Annotated in this window: 14 protein-coding genes; 7 read left to right on the top strand and 7 right to left on the bottom strand. The window is 71.3% G+C overall.

The genetic code is table 11. The annotated features are described in order from the left end of the window. Nucleotides 1-11 precede the first annotated feature (11 nt). A complete protein-coding gene (locus tag FB470_RS16605; RefSeq protein WP_370876476.1) occupies nucleotides 12-494 on the top strand; it encodes a GNAT family N-acetyltransferase in 483 nt (160 codons plus the stop codon). Between the two features lie 345 nt (nucleotides 495-839). Here the strand turns inward: FB470_RS16605 and FB470_RS16600 are convergent, their stop codons facing one another. After that, complete coding sequence (locus FB470_RS16600) at nucleotides 840-1,310, bottom strand: hypothetical protein (protein WP_306992590.1); 471 nt, start codon at nucleotides 1,308-1,310, stop codon at nucleotides 840-842. Nucleotides 1,311-1,575: 265 nt separating this feature from the next. Between FB470_RS16600 and FB470_RS16595 the strand changes: the two genes are divergently transcribed. Together FB470_RS16595 and FB470_RS16590 are read left to right on the top strand one after the other, a co-directional pair. Continuing rightward, on the top strand, nucleotides 1,576-2,487 hold the full coding sequence (locus FB470_RS16595; RefSeq protein ID WP_306992588.1) for a diacylglycerol/lipid kinase family protein: 912 nt from the start codon (nucleotides 1,576-1,578) through the stop codon (nucleotides 2,485-2,487). A 259-nt stretch (nucleotides 2,488-2,746) separates the two neighbouring features. Beyond that, entirely contained in the window at nucleotides 2,747-2,998 is a 252-nt protein-coding gene (locus FB470_RS16590; protein ID WP_094008969.1) for a WhiB family transcriptional regulator, read from the top strand. 785 nt (nucleotides 2,999-3,783) lie between these two features. Here the strand turns inward: FB470_RS16590 and FB470_RS16585 are convergent. Further along, nucleotides 3,784-5,289: a sensor histidine kinase gene (locus FB470_RS16585; protein ID WP_306992586.1), complete on the bottom strand. Its 1,506-nt coding sequence runs from the start codon at nucleotides 5,287-5,289 to the stop codon at nucleotides 3,784-3,786. Nucleotides 5,290-5,401: 112 nt separating this feature from the next. Between FB470_RS16585 and FB470_RS35755 the strand changes: the two genes are divergently transcribed. Continuing rightward, nucleotides 5,402-5,476 (top strand): 50S ribosomal protein bL37, encoded by a 75-nt coding sequence (locus FB470_RS35755; protein WP_370876672.1) that lies wholly within the window; start codon nucleotides 5,402-5,404, stop codon nucleotides 5,474-5,476. A 57-nt stretch (nucleotides 5,477-5,533) separates the two neighbouring features. Here the strand turns inward: FB470_RS35755 and rsrA are convergent, their stop codons facing one another. Both rsrA and FB470_RS16575 read right to left on the bottom strand, forming a co-directional pair. Then, nucleotides 5,534-5,854, bottom strand: coding sequence for a mycothiol system anti-sigma-R factor (gene rsrA / locus FB470_RS16580; protein ID WP_306992585.1), 321 nt, complete (start codon nucleotides 5,852-5,854; stop codon nucleotides 5,534-5,536). Continuing rightward, on the bottom strand, nucleotides 5,851-6,486 hold the full coding sequence (locus FB470_RS16575; protein WP_306992583.1) for a sigma-70 family RNA polymerase sigma factor: 636 nt from the start codon (nucleotides 6,484-6,486) through the stop codon (nucleotides 5,851-5,853). The genes rsrA and FB470_RS16575 overlap by 4 nt, the downstream gene beginning before the upstream one ends. Nucleotides 6,487-6,737: 251 nt before the next feature. Here FB470_RS16575 and ybaK point away from each other — a divergent pair, with 251 nt between their 5' ends. Further along, on the top strand, nucleotides 6,738-7,214 hold the full coding sequence (ybaK, locus tag FB470_RS16570) for a Cys-tRNA(Pro) deacylase (RefSeq protein WP_306992582.1): 477 nt from the start codon (nucleotides 6,738-6,740) through the stop codon (nucleotides 7,212-7,214). A 200-nt stretch (nucleotides 7,215-7,414) separates the two neighbouring features. On the opposite strand, the gene FB470_RS16565 is transcribed toward ybaK, so the two are convergent. Beyond that, nucleotides 7,415-8,023: an alpha/beta hydrolase family protein gene (locus FB470_RS16565; protein WP_306992580.1), complete on the bottom strand. Its 609-nt coding sequence runs from the start codon at nucleotides 8,021-8,023 to the stop codon at nucleotides 7,415-7,417. Continuing rightward, nucleotides 8,020-8,796 (bottom strand): SOS response-associated peptidase, encoded by a 777-nt coding sequence (locus tag FB470_RS16560; RefSeq protein ID WP_306992578.1) that lies wholly within the window; start codon nucleotides 8,794-8,796, stop codon nucleotides 8,020-8,022. The genes FB470_RS16565 and FB470_RS16560 overlap by 4 nt, the downstream gene beginning before the upstream one ends. 109 nt (nucleotides 8,797-8,905) lie before the next feature. Here FB470_RS16560 and rsgA point away from each other — a divergent pair, with 109 nt between their 5' ends. Next, the gene (gene rsgA / locus FB470_RS16555) at nucleotides 8,906-9,895 is read left to right on the top strand and encodes a ribosome small subunit-dependent GTPase A (protein ID WP_306992576.1); all 990 of its coding nucleotides are present in this window, start codon (nucleotides 8,906-8,908) and stop codon (nucleotides 9,893-9,895) included. Nucleotides 9,896-10,010: 115 nt separating this feature from the next. Continuing rightward, a complete protein-coding gene (locus tag FB470_RS16550) occupies nucleotides 10,011-10,832 on the top strand; it encodes a LolA-like protein (RefSeq protein WP_306992574.1) in 822 nt (273 codons plus the stop codon). Nucleotides 10,833-10,870: 38 nt separating this feature from the next. Here FB470_RS16550 and pruA read toward each other — a convergent pair whose 3' ends face one another. Beyond that, entirely contained in the window at nucleotides 10,871-12,499 is a 1,629-nt protein-coding gene (gene pruA, locus FB470_RS16545) for an L-glutamate gamma-semialdehyde dehydrogenase (RefSeq protein WP_306992573.1), read from the bottom strand. Between the last annotated feature and the right edge of the window lie 38 nt (nucleotides 12,500-12,537).

The raw sequence follows: 12,537 nt of genomic DNA, 5'->3' as shown, positions 1-12,537 counted from the left end.
CGGGAGTCCCCATGCCTGACAGCCGCATCCGCCGAATCCGCGAGTCCGATGTGGACGCTGTCGCGCAGCTGGTGCACGACCTGGCCGCCTACGAGAAGGCCCCGCAGGACTGCCACCTGACCGCGGACCGCCTGCGCACCGCCCTGTTCGGCGACGACCCGGCGGTGTTCGGGCACGTCGCGGAGCAGGACGGCGAGATCGTCGGCTTCGCCCTGTGGTTCCTGAACTTCTCCACCTGGCGCGGCGTGCACGGCATCTACCTGGAGGACCTGTTCGTGCGCTCCGAGCTGCGCGGGTCCGGCCTGGGCAAGGCCCTGCTGGCGACGCTGGCGAAGGAGTGCGTGGACCGCGGCTTCGCCCGGCTGGAGTGGTCGGTGCTGGACTGGAACCCGGCGACCGGGTTCTACAAGTCGCTCGGCGCGACCCCGATGGACGAGTGGACCGTCTACCGGCTCACCGACACCGCGCTGGAAAAGCTCGCCCGGCTGGGTTGAGTCACCCGGGCGGCGGACGGCGGCCCGGTCGTCGCTGTTCCCACGCCTGCGTCGGCGCACGCCGGCCCGGTCGTCCCGTCCCCACAGCCAGCTTCGGTGCACGACGGCTCGGGTGTCCCTGCTCCCACGCCTGCGTCGGCGCGCCGCGGCCTGGGCGTCCCTGTTCCACGCCTGCGTCGGCGCACCGCAGCCCGGTTCGCCCCCGTACCCCACGGCCAGCGACGGCCCGACCGTCCCCGCTCCACAGCCAGCCCGCACGCGACCGCCCGGCGGCCCCGGTTCCCCACGGCCTGCGTAGGCGGCCTCCGCCGCCATCGCCTCCCGTCGCGGCGCCGGGTGTGGGCGCTAGTCGTCCTCGCCGCGGGCGCGGCGCCGTCCGGCGAGCCCGCCGCGTTCGGCCGCCTCCTCCTCGGTTTCGTCCTCGTGCTGCCCCAGCGCCCAGGCCCGGGCGGGACGGCGGAACAGCAGCACGAGGATCGCCACCCCGAGGATCACGATCGGCACCCCGAAGGCCGGGCGCCCGGACGGGCCGGCCATGTACCAGCCGACGCCCGCGGTGATGAGGGCCATGACGACGCCGGGCGAGCGGGCCCAGGTGTGCCCGAACATCAGCCCGACGGCGCAGCCGAGCACCGCGAGCGCGAAGAGCACGTAGAACGCGCCCTCGGCGAGCACGCTGGTCAGCGGCAGGCTTTCGCCGGGCGAGGCGAACAGCAGGGCACCGAAGACCAGCAGGCCGATGCCCGGCAGGACGGTCAGCGCGCCGGCCGCCCTGACCTCGCGCGGAGCGGGTGAAATCTTGTCGGCGAGCGCCATCGCGAAGGGCCTTCCACCAGCGGATATGCGGCACGGGTGACCGTGTGTGAACACCCTCGATGGTAAGCCACCCGGTCGGCCGTTTTCGAACCGCGGCCGTCCGCGTCAAGATCTGGGTGTCGTCGATGAGCCGGCGGACGTCCGGGGTGCACTTGTCACGACGAACGGACCGTGCCGACCGACGGGAGGTCAACCGGCAGGCTTTTCGCAGTGACGAGGTTCGCGCTCGCCCCGGGGAGGCCACCAGGTGGCCTACCCTGCGAGCATGCGCGCGATTCTGGTCGTGAACCCGCAGGCCACCTCCACCACGGCCGGCGGGCGGGACGTGCTCGCGCACGCACTGGCGAGCCAGGTGAAGCTGGAGGTCGTGGAGACCGACTACCGCGGGCACGCGCTCGCGGTGGCCCGTGACGCGGCCCGCGACGGGGTGGACCTGGTCGTCGCCCACGGCGGCGACGGCACTGTGAACGAGGTCGTGAACGGCCTGCTCACGGATGGTCCCGGCGGGTCGCTGCCCGCCCTCGGTGTCGTGCCCGGCGGGTCGGCCAACGTGTTCGCCCGTGCCCTGGGCATCGCGCGGGATCCGGTAGAGGCCACGCACCAGCTGCTGTCGGCCATCGAGGCGGGCCGGAGCCGCCGGGTCGGGCTCGGACTGGCCGACGGGCACTGGTTCACATTCAACGCCGGGCTGGGCTGGGACGCCGACGTGGTCGCCACGGTGGCCGACCGGCGCGGCAAGCAGACCAACGCGCTGCTGTACATGCGGGCGGCGGTCGCCTGTTACTTCCGGCCGCGGTCCGGTCGCCTGCCGCTCACCGTGCAGGTGCCCGGTGAGGAGCCGGCGCAGGTGCGGATGGCGTTCGTGTCGAACACCGACCCGTGGAGCTACCTCGGTGAACGGCCCGTTCACCTCAACACGGAATGCTCGTTCGATCGCGGTCTGGGGTTGTTCGCGCTGCGCAAGTTGACGCTGCCGCTCGTCTTCCGGCACGTCCGCCAGGCGTTGCGGGCGGAGGCCCGGCACCGCGGACGGGCGCTCGTCCGGCACGACGACCTGGCGAAACTGAGCGTGTCGGCCGAGGAGCCGGTAAACTTCCAGGTCGACGGCGACCTGATCGGCCGTCGGACGCGCGTGGACTTCACGAGCGTGCCCGACGTGCTGACCGTGCTGGCGTGATCGGCTCGGCGAACTGCAACTTGCCGTTCGTCGACGCTCACGGTCCATTCACCGCATCGTCCTTCCCACACGGAGGCCGTTTCGGAGAGAAACCGCAGGTCAGCGGGGTCGCCTGACCAGGTGAGCTGACTCACCGATGTCGCGAAAACACTTGTCGAAAGCGGTGCTTCGTGAAAGCATTCACAAGCACCCCAAAAAACGATCCGCCATGACGACCTGTGGCGCAGCACGTCTGCGCCCCGAGAAGGAGCTCACAGAAATGGACTGGCGCCACGACGCTGCCTGCCGCGACGAGGACCCCGAGCTGTTCTTCCCTGTCGGGAACAGCGGTCCCGCCGTGCTGCAGATCGCCGAGGCGAAAGCCGTATGCCACCGCTGCACTGTGGCGTCCGAGTGCCTGGCCTGGGCTCTGGCCAGCGGCCAGGACGCCGGTGTCTGGGGCGGGATGAGCGAAGACGAGCGCCGCGCCCTCAAGCGCCGTCGTGCTCACATCGGCATGCGCACCGCCTGACCCTCCCACGCGCTGCGGCGTCGCTTAACGCGTCTCTTACGAGAGTACGCGGGACCTGACGCAGGGGCTCACACGCCCCCACTTAACGTTCGGCGGCCCGGTACCCGGCTTCCTCGGGTACCGGGCTTTCGAACGTTCTGGGCCGGTGTTGACGCATGTGGTGGGCGTTTGGGCCCGCGGCTGAGTGCGGTTGGTTGCGGGGGCGCGTCTTGTGGGCGGCGGCACGGCTCGTCCTTCTGGGGCGGGCGCGGCTCGTCCCTTCTCTGGGGCGCGAGTAAGGCGTCGCTCAGGTGGCCACCGGTGCGTCAACCGTGCGGCTGTGACCGGCCCTCTTGCTCGGCCACAGCCGGGCCACTCGCGCAGCCACAGCCAGGCCACTCGCGCAGCCGTCGCTGGCTCATTCACGCAGCCGCGACACTCCCATTCGCACGGGCGTCACCTGTCCCCTCGCAGGCTGGCAACACGAGGGGCCCTCTCACACCGGCACCACTTGTCCACTCGCACCCACGGCAGCGTGGTTGGTCCACTCACGCGGCTGTCAACGGACAACGTCGCGCACCCACCTACGGGCATCTCGCGCAGCCACCGATCGGCACCTCGCGCACCTGTCGATGGGCATCTCGCACGCCCGCCGCGGCGCCCAGTCGCAGGTCCGCAACTTGGCCACTCGCGGTCCGTTCGCGCGCGTTCCCGGTGGTCCGCTCGTACGGGTGTGCCTCCAGCGGGACGGAAGGCCTCCCGCCGAACTCAAGCCCTCCAGCCCGGCTCAAGACCTCCAGCCCGACTCACGGCCTCCGGCCGAGCGGCAGCCGCAGCGCGGCCTCTGTCCCCCGCGGCCCGCCGTCGCTGACTTTGCGCAGCGAGAGGGAACCCCGCAGCTCGGACTCGACCAGGGTCCGCACGATCTGCAGCCCGAGCCCATCAGCGCGCTCGAGCGAGAACCCGGACGGCAACCCCCGCCCGTTGTCGCGGATCACGACGTCCAGCCAGCGCGCCGAGCGACTCACCACGATCTCCACCTTGCCCGGCCGCCCGTCCGGGAAGGCGTGCTCCACCGCGTTCTGCACCAGCTCCGCCAGCACCATCACCAGCGGCGTCGCGATCTCGGCGACCACGACCCCGAACGAACCGGCCCGGCTGATGCTCACCCGCGACTCCGCCGTCGCCACCTCGCCCACCATCGGCAGCACGTTGTCGAGCAGCTTGTCCAGGTCGACCCGCTCGTCGACCGACACCGACAGCGCCTCGTGCACCATAGCGATCGACGCGACGCGCCGCACGGACTCCGTCAGCGCCTGCCGCGCCTCCGCGTTCGACGTCCGCCGCGACTGCAGCCGCAACAACGCCGCCACCGTCTGCAGGTTGTTCTTGACCCGGTGGTGGATCTCGCGGATCGTCGCGTCCTTCGACAGCAACGCCCGGTCCCGCCGCTTGACCTCGGTCACGTCCCGGCACAACACCAGCGCCCCCGCCGGCTGACCGTGCGGCCGCAGCGGCAACGCCCGGAACAACACCACCGCCCCGCGACGCGACTCCGCCTCGGTGCGGCTACCCGGCTTCCCGTCGAGAGCGTCCAGGATCCGGTGCGCGACCTCGGTCGCGTCGAACGGGTCCCGGATCAACGACCGCGTCAGCGGCGCCAACCGGGTGCCGACCAGGTCCGATTCGTGCCCCATCCGGTGGTACGCCGACAGCCCGTTGGGGCTCGCGAAGACCACGTTGCCCGCCGCGTCGAGGCGGATCAGCCCGTCCCCCACCCGGGGGCTCGTGTGCACATCCGTCTGGTTGTCCACGTGCGGGAACGTGCCGTCGACGATCATCTGGCACAGGTCACCGGCGCTGCCGAGGTACGCGACTTCCAGCGGACTCGGCACCCGCGGCGCGGCCAGGTTCGTCTCCCGCGACAGCACGGCGACCACGTTCGACCCGAACGTCACCGGGATCGCCTCGCGGCGCATCGGCAGGTCCCGGTACCAGTGCGGGTCCTCCTCGCGGCAGATCCGCACCTCCCGGATCGCCCTGGCGAGCTGCGGGTGCTCCGCCACGGTGAACCGCGTGCCGACGACGTCCTCCGGGTGCGCGGTGGGCGCCGTGGTCGGGCGGGCCTGCGCGACGCACACGAAGTCGCCGCCCTGTTCGTTGTGCTCGGGCGAGACCGGCACCCAGAGCAGGAAGTCGGCGAAGGACAGGTCGGCGAGCAACTGCCACTCGGCCACCACGGCCTGCAGGTGGTCCGCGGCTTCGCCGGACAGGCCGGTGTTCTCGGCCAGCAGGTCGGAAAGTGTCGTCACGCTCGTACTCCTTCTCCAGGCAGCCCCAGTGAACCAGAGCGGGACCTTGTCAGCACCCGCCGGGCCGGGCCTGAGACACTGGGGGCAGATCGCGACACGGGAAGGAGCAGGCATGTCGAAGCGAGCCCGCAAGCGCCGCGACCGCCGGAAGAACGGCGCCAACCACGGCAAGAAGCCCAACTGCTGAGTTCGGGCGCGAAAAAGGCCCCGGTGCGCGAGCACCGGGGCCTTCGTCGTCACGGGGCTACTCCGCGTTCTGCTCCAGGCGGACTTCGGCGTGTTCGAGAGTCACGTCACCACGCCGCTCGACCGTCTTGTAGATCGAGGCCCGCAGCTTCTGCTTGAACTCGTCCGGGGCCGTGTCGCCACCGCACTTGCGGTGCAACAGCTGCTTGAGCTGCTCGTCGATGCCGTACTCCTCCAGGCACGGCGGGCAGTCCTCGATGTGCTTGCGCAGCTGCGCGTCGCGCTCCGGGCTGCACTCGCGGTCCAGCAACAGGAAGATCTCGGCGAGCGCCTCGGAACAACGGACATCGTCCTTGTGCGGCTCACGACCCGTGGTCATCGCACTACCTCCTGCTTGGCGCCCCGGATGAAGCCGCGCTCGCGCGCGACGTCGGCGAGCAGGTTGCGCAGCTGGGCGCGGCCACGGTGCAGGCGGGACATCACGGTCCCGATCGGCGTGTCCATGATCTCGGCGATTTCCTTGTAGGCGAAGCCCTCGACGTCGGCGAGGTACACGGCGAGGCGGAACTCCTCCGGCAGCTGCTGCAGCGCGTCCTTGACGTCGCTGTCCGGCAGCCGGTCCATGGCCTCGACCTCGGCCGAGCGCAGCCCGCTCGAGGTGTGGCTCTCCGCCTGGGCGATCTGCCAGTCGGTGATCTCCTCGGTGGGCTGCTGCACCGGCTGGCGCTGACGCTTGCGGTAACCGTTGATGTAGGTGTTGGTGAGGATCCGGTACATCCAGGCCTTGAGGTTCGTGCCCTCCTTGAAGGAGGCGAACGCCCCGTAGGCCTTGAGGTAGGTCTCCTGGACGAGGTCCTCGGCGTCGGCCGGGTTCCTCGTCATCCGCAGCGCGGCCGAGTACAGCTGGTCCAGCAGCGGCATCGCGTCGCGCTCGAAGCGCTCGGCGCGCTCTTCGGCCGGCTCCTGCTCGGAGCCGGACTCGGGCACCGCGGAGTTCTGCGTGCTCGGCAAACCGTTCCCTTTCCCATCCGCGTCGAAGCGGTCGGCACCCGTGCTCGGGTACGCATACGACCCCTTCGAGGATACGCGGGTGGGCCCGGCGGGGCCGGGGACACCGGCCTGCCCGGGCCGGGTGACGCTCCGCACGCGGGCTCGGCGTTCAGCAACAAGCTTTGACGGCACGTCCCCAACAACACCGCAGAATGCGGACACATTCCCCGGCGCGGGAAAAGGAGTTGCGTTTCCCCGCTACTGTGCTGCCCATGGCCGGGAAGGGAACGCTGGCGACCGCGCTGCTCGCCAAGCAGAAAGTCGCACACATTCTGCACGCCTACGACCACGACCCGAAGCACGAGTCCTACGGTCTGGAAGCGGCCGAGGCGTTGGGCATCGAACCGGACCGGGTGTTCAAGACGCTCGTGGCCGACGTGGACGGGAAGCTGACGGTCGGCGTGGTTCCGGTCACCGGGCAGCTCGACCTCAAGGCGCTCGCCGCGGCCGCGGGCGGCAAGCGGGCGAAGATGGCCGAGGCCGCCGCCGCGCAGCGGGCGACCGGGTACGTCCTCGGCGGGATCTCGCCGCTCGGCCAGCGGTCGCGGCTGCCGGTGGTGATCGACGCGACGGCGGAGAAGTTCGAGACGATCTACTGCTCGGCCGGGCGTCGCGGCCTCGAGGTGGAACTGGCGCCCGCCGACCTGATCCGCCTCACGGGAGCCACGGTCGCGCCGATCCGCGCGTAGGACGCGGCCCGCGTGCGAGGGCTACGGCGCCGTGGTCCCACCGATCGCGACGCCCGGCCCACCCACCCGAAGGCTCAGGTCAGCGGCCCCAGCACCCTTGCCGAGCCACCCACGGAAGCCACGGTCGCGCCCATCCGCGACTAGGCAGCGGCCCGGCGCCCAAGGTGCCCTGAGTCCCACCGATCGGGCCGCCCGAAGGCTCAGATCAGCGGCCGCAGCACCTTGGCGAGCCACTCGTGGACCGTGCGGTACACCGACTCCAGGTCGGCGTCCAGGGAGTGCGTGCCGCGCACGACGACCACCTCGTGGTGCGGCCCCGGCTTCGGGCAGCCGAACGCGTCGGTTTCGCCCTGGACCACCAGCGTCGGTACCTCCACCGCGTCCAGCTCGGCCTGCCGGCTCTTCTCCGGCCGGCCCGGCGGGTGCTCGGGGAACGCCAGGCACAGCACCGCCACGGCCTGCCCCGCGGCGGCCGTCCGGCACGCCACCCGCGCCCCCGACGAGCGGCCGCCGAACACCTGCGGCAGGTTGTCGAACCGGTCGCACAGCTCCTCGGCGACCGCGAGCCAGGCCGCGTCCAGCTGCTTGGCCGGGGCCGGCGCGCGACGGCCGGCCACCCGGTAGGGCTGCTCGACCAGCGCGACGTGCACCCCGGCGGCCTGGCCCGCGCGGGTGGCCGCGACCAGGTCCTTCGCCTCGATCCCGCCGCCCGCGCCGTGCCCGAGCATCAGCACGGCCTCGCCGTCGGGGGCGCAGTGCAGCTCGGCCCTGGCCGGGCCGTGCGGCGTCGGGATCTCGATCCGGGTCATGACTTCGGCAGGTCGAACAGCGCTTCGGTGCCGTCGAGGTCGGTGGCCTGCTCGACGCGCTCGATCAGGTCCGGCCCGTTGTTGCGGACGTTGTTGACGCGATCGGACACCGGCCGCAGCTCGATGGTGTCCATCAGCTCCATCGGCGGGGCGAGCAGCTCCTCGACCTCGGTGCGGTCCGGGTCGAGCCAGTCCGCCCAGTTGCGCTCGTCGATGACCAGCGGCATCCGGTCGTGCACCTCGGTGAGCCGGCCGGCCGCGTTCGTCGTGATGATCGAGAAGGTGACGACGGGCGCGGCAGTACCTTCCGTGTCCTTCGGGTCGCGCCAGGTGTCCCAGATCCCGGCGAGGGACAGCGAACGGCCGTCCGGGCGGGTCATGAAGAACGGTTCCTTATGCTTGCCCGTGCGCCGCCACTCGTACCAGCCGTCGGCGGGCACCAGGCAGCGCCGGCGCGCCAGCGACTTCTTGAAGGCCGGTTTCTCCGCGGCGGTCTCGGCACGGGTGTTGATCATCCGGTTGCCGACGGCGACGTCCTTGGCCCAGAACGGCACGAGCCCCCAGCGCATCACCCGCAGGCTGCGCACCGTCGGCTCGTCCTCCAGCACCTGCCCCTCGTCGTCCCGCGGATGCCGCTGCACGACGGTGACCACGTTCTTCGTCGGGGCGACGTTGTAGTCGGCCTCGCGGGCCTTGCCGTCGGTCTCGTCCACCGCGTCGAATTCCTGGGCCAGGTCGGCCGGGTTCTTCTTCGCGGCGTAGCGGCCGCACATGTCACCCAACTCCTTCGAACCGGCTGCTGAGGACCCATCGTGACACGGGCGGCGCACCACTGGCGAGCGGGATGGGGGATCATCTGTGCTCGGAAGGAGGGCGTGGAGCTTGGCTCGCAAGGACTGGCGCGATCTGGACGAAAGTGATGTCCGCGTGCGCCCGGGTAAGGGCTCCCGCCCGCGCAGCAAACGACGCCCGACCCACGCCGACGCCACCCCGGCGATGGTGATCGTGGTCGACCGCGGCCGCTGGACCTGCGCCGTGGAGAGCGACCCGGGCCGGCTGGTCACCGCGATGCGGGCCCGCGAGCTGGGTCGCACCCCGGTCGTGGTGGGCGACCAGGTGGGCCTGGTCGGCGACACGAGCGGTGAACCGGGCACGCTCGCCCGCATCGTGCGGGTCGAGGAGCGCAGCAGCCTGCTGCGCCGCACGGCGGACGACACCGACCCGTTCGAACGGGTGGTCGTCGCCAACGCCGAACAGCTGCTCATCGTCACCGCGCTGGCCGATCCCCCGCCGCGGCCCGGGTTCATCGACCGCTGCCTGGTGGCCTGCTACGCCGGCGGCCTGCAGCCGGTCCTGTGCCTGACCAAGGCCGACCTGGCGAGCCCGGACGAGCTGCTGTCCCGCTACGCCGAGCTGGACGTGCCGTCGGTGGTGACCCGCCACGACGAGGACTCGTTGCCGCTGGCCGACACCGTGCGCGGCCGGGTGTCCGCGCTCGTCGGGCATTCGGGGGTCGGCAAGTCGACACTGGTGAACCGCCTGGTGCCGGACGCCGAGCTGGCCACCGGCGAGGTCAGCGCGATCGGCAAGGGGCGGCACACGTCGGTCGCGGCCGTCGCGCTGCCCCTGCCGGACGGCGGCTGGGTGATCGACACGCCGGGGGTGCGCTCGTTCGGGCTGGCCCACGTCACGGCCGACGACATCGTCGCCTCGTTCGACGAGTTCGCCGAGGCCGCCGAGGAGTGCCCGCCCGGCTGCGGGCACCTCGGACCGCCGGAGGACCCCGACTGCATGCTCGACGAAGTCGAGGACCGGCGACGGTTGCCGTCGCTGCGCCGGCTCCTGGCCTCCCGCGCCGGGCTCGAGGTCTAGCGCGCCGGCGAACCGGGTGGCTCGCCCGCCCGCCGGGAGTAACGCGGGAGGGCCTTTCGGACATATGCGTGTTAGTCACCCGATGAGGGTGAACCGATCAAGGGGAAACTTTCGAATGAAGAAGACCGCTCTGGTCTCCGGGGTCCTGGCGCTGGTGTTCGGGCTGTCCGCGTGCGGCGGGCAGTCCGGTGGCGACGGCGGGAACGCCGGGCCGTCACTGTTCGGCAACACGCAGGAACTGGTCCGCGCGGCCTCCGCCAAGACCGGCCAGGCCCAGTCGGCGAAGTTCACGATGAACATGTCGATGGGCGGCCAGGAGATGACCGCATCCGGTGAGGGCCGGTTCGCCGGTTCGGACACCGCGATGTCGATGACGATGAACGCGGCCGGGCAGACCCAGGAGATGCGGATCGTCGGCAAGGTCCTCTACCTCAAGCTGCCCGCCGAGGCGCAGGCCGCCACCGGCGGCAAGCCGTGGGCGACGCTGCCCGAAGGCAGCGAGGCGGCCAAGCAGCTCGGGGTGAGCATGGAGCAGGCCGAGTCGAACAACCCGACCGAGTCGCTGAACCAGATCCAGAAGGCCGGCACGATCACCCGCGGCGAGCAGACCACGCTCGACGGGCAGCAGGTCAGCCACTACTGGCTGAACATCGACGTCGCCAAGGTCGCCGACGAGATGGCGGGCACGGGCATGCCCGCGGAGATGCTCGACCGGCTCAAGTCGATGAACGTGACGTTCCCGATGGAGCTGTGGCTCAACAGCGACCAGCTGCCGGTGCAGATCACCGAGGACCTCGGGCCGATGATGAAGGCCGTCGGCGCCCCGGCGGAGGCCCAGCAGGCCACCATCAAGATGAAGTACACCGACTGGGGTGCCCCGGTCACCGTCGAAGCCCCGCCCGCAGACCAGGTGGGCGAGCTCAAGATCGGCGGCTGACCCGCCGGGCGCGCGGTCCCGGTTCCGCCGGGACCGCGTCACCCCATGTGCGGGTAGCCGATGGCGGTCGGCGCGTCGAAGGTCTCCTTGATCGACCGCGGGCTGGCCCAGCGCAGCAGGTTGAACATCGACCCCGCCTTGTCGTTGGTCCCCGAGCCGCGGGACCCGCCGAAGGGCTGCTGGCTCACGATCGAGCCCGTCGGCTTGTCGTTGACGTAGAAGTTGCCCGCCGCGAACCGCAGCGCCTGGTGCGCCTGCTGCACCGCGGCCCGGTCGTCGGCGAACACCGCGCCGGTCAACGCGTACGGCGAGGTGCGGTCGACCAGCTCGAGGATGTCGCCGTAGGCCGCGTCGTCGTAGACGTGCACGGCCAGGATCGGCCCGAAGTACTCAGTGGCGAACGCGGTGTGCGCGGGGTCGCCGGAGACCAGCACGGTCGGCTCGACGAAGTACCCGACCGAGTCGTCGCAGTGGCCGCCGACCAGCACGTCGAGATCGTTGTCGGCCTCGACGCCGTCCAGCAGCTTCTTGTGCTTGGCGAACGCCCGCGCGTCGATCACCGCCCCGCCGAACACCGACAGGTCCGTGACGTCGCCGTACTTCACCGTGCGCGTCAGGTCGGCCAGCTCGTCGCGCAGCCCGCTCTCCCACAACGACCGCGGCAGGTAGGCGCGGGAGGCGGCCGAGCACTTCTGCCCCTGGTACTCGAACGCGCCGCGCACGAGCCCGGCCAGCAGCTTCTCCCGGTCGGCCGAGGCGTGCGCGACGACGAAGTCCTTGCCGCCGGTTTCGCCGACGATCCGGGGGTAGCTCGCGTACCGGTCGAGGTTCTCCGCGGTCCGGCGCCACAGGAACTTGAACGTCGCCGTCGACCCGGTGAAGTGCAGGCCGCCGAACCCCGGGTCGGCCAGCGCGACCTCGCTGACCGCCTGCCCGTCCCCGGTGACCAGGTTGATCACGCCCGGCGGCAGGCCGGCCTCCTCGAACACCTCCATCGTGTAGTGCGCGGCCAGCTGCTGGGTCGGCGTCGGCTTCCAGACGACCGTGTTGCCCATCAGCGCCGGCGCACTCGGCAGGTTCCCGGCGATGGCGGTGAAGTTGAACGGGGTGATCGCCACGACGAACCCGTCCAGCGGCCGGTAGTCCATCCGGTTCCACGTGCCGGGCACCGAGTTCGGCTGCTCGGCGAGGATCCGGCGCGCGTAGTGCACGTTGAACCGCAGGAAGTCGATCAGCTCGCAGGCGGCGTCGATCTCGGCCTGCTGCACCGATTTCGACTGGCCGAGGATCGTGGCGGCGTTGAGCGTGTCGCGGTGGCGGCCGGCCATCAGGTCCGCGGCGCGCAGGAACACCGCGGCCCGCTCGTCGAACGGCATTTCCCGCCACGCCGGCGAGGCCTCCTTCGCGGCGGCCACCGCGTCGGCCACGTCCTCGGGCGTGGCCTGCGCGCAGGTGCCCAGCACGTGACCGTGGTCGTGCGGCTGGACCACGTCGAACGCCGCACCGCCGGCGAGCCGTTTCCGGCCGCCGATCGTCTGGACCAGCTCGTGCTTGTCGCCCTCCAGCTCGGCGATGCGGCGTCGCAGCGACTCGCGTTCGGGACTGCCCGGCGCGTACCCCTTGACGGGCTCGTTGACCGGGACGGGCACGTTGGTGACGGCGTCCATGCCTACCTCCAGCGACGGGGCTCGTGGCCTGCCCCCAA

The sequence above is a fragment of the Amycolatopsis thermophila genome (assembly GCF_030814215.1).
Taxonomy (GTDB): Bacteria; Actinomycetota; Actinomycetes; order Mycobacteriales; family Pseudonocardiaceae; genus Amycolatopsis_E; species Amycolatopsis_E thermophila.
The sequence above is the reverse complement of the archived record's forward strand: the minus strand, read 5'-3'. Positions and strand labels throughout refer to the sequence as shown.

Excerpts from the sequence above, each read along its gene's own strand:
- FB470_RS16605 (WP_370876476.1), top strand. The coding sequence starts at position 12 with ATGCCTGACAGCCGCATCCGCCGAATCCGCGAGTCCGATGTGGACGCT.
- FB470_RS16590 (WP_094008969.1), top strand. The coding sequence starts at position 2,747 with ATGGACTGGCGCCACGACGCTGCCTGCCGCGACGAGGACCCCGAGCTG.
- FB470_RS16595 (WP_306992588.1), top strand. The coding sequence starts at position 1,576 with ATGCGCGCGATTCTGGTCGTGAACCCGCAGGCCACCTCCACCACGGCC.
- FB470_RS16565 (WP_306992580.1), bottom strand. The coding sequence starts at position 8,023 with ATGACCCGGATCGAGATCCCGACGCCGCACGGCCCGGCCAGGGCCGAG.
- FB470_RS16560 (WP_306992578.1), bottom strand. The coding sequence starts at position 8,796 with ATGTGCGGCCGCTACGCCGCGAAGAAGAACCCGGCCGACCTGGCCCAG.
- FB470_RS16550 (WP_306992574.1), top strand. The coding sequence starts at position 10,011 with ATGAAGAAGACCGCTCTGGTCTCCGGGGTCCTGGCGCTGGTGTTCGGG.
- ybaK (WP_306992582.1), top strand. The coding sequence starts at position 6,738 with ATGGCCGGGAAGGGAACGCTGGCGACCGCGCTGCTCGCCAAGCAGAAA.
- pruA (WP_306992573.1), bottom strand. The coding sequence starts at position 12,499 with ATGGACGCCGTCACCAACGTGCCCGTCCCGGTCAACGAGCCCGTCAAG.
- FB470_RS16600 (WP_306992590.1), bottom strand. The coding sequence starts at position 1,310 with ATGGCGCTCGCCGACAAGATTTCACCCGCTCCGCGCGAGGTCAGGGCG.
- rsrA (WP_306992585.1), bottom strand. The coding sequence starts at position 5,854 with ATGACCACGGGTCGTGAGCCGCACAAGGACGATGTCCGTTGTTCCGAG.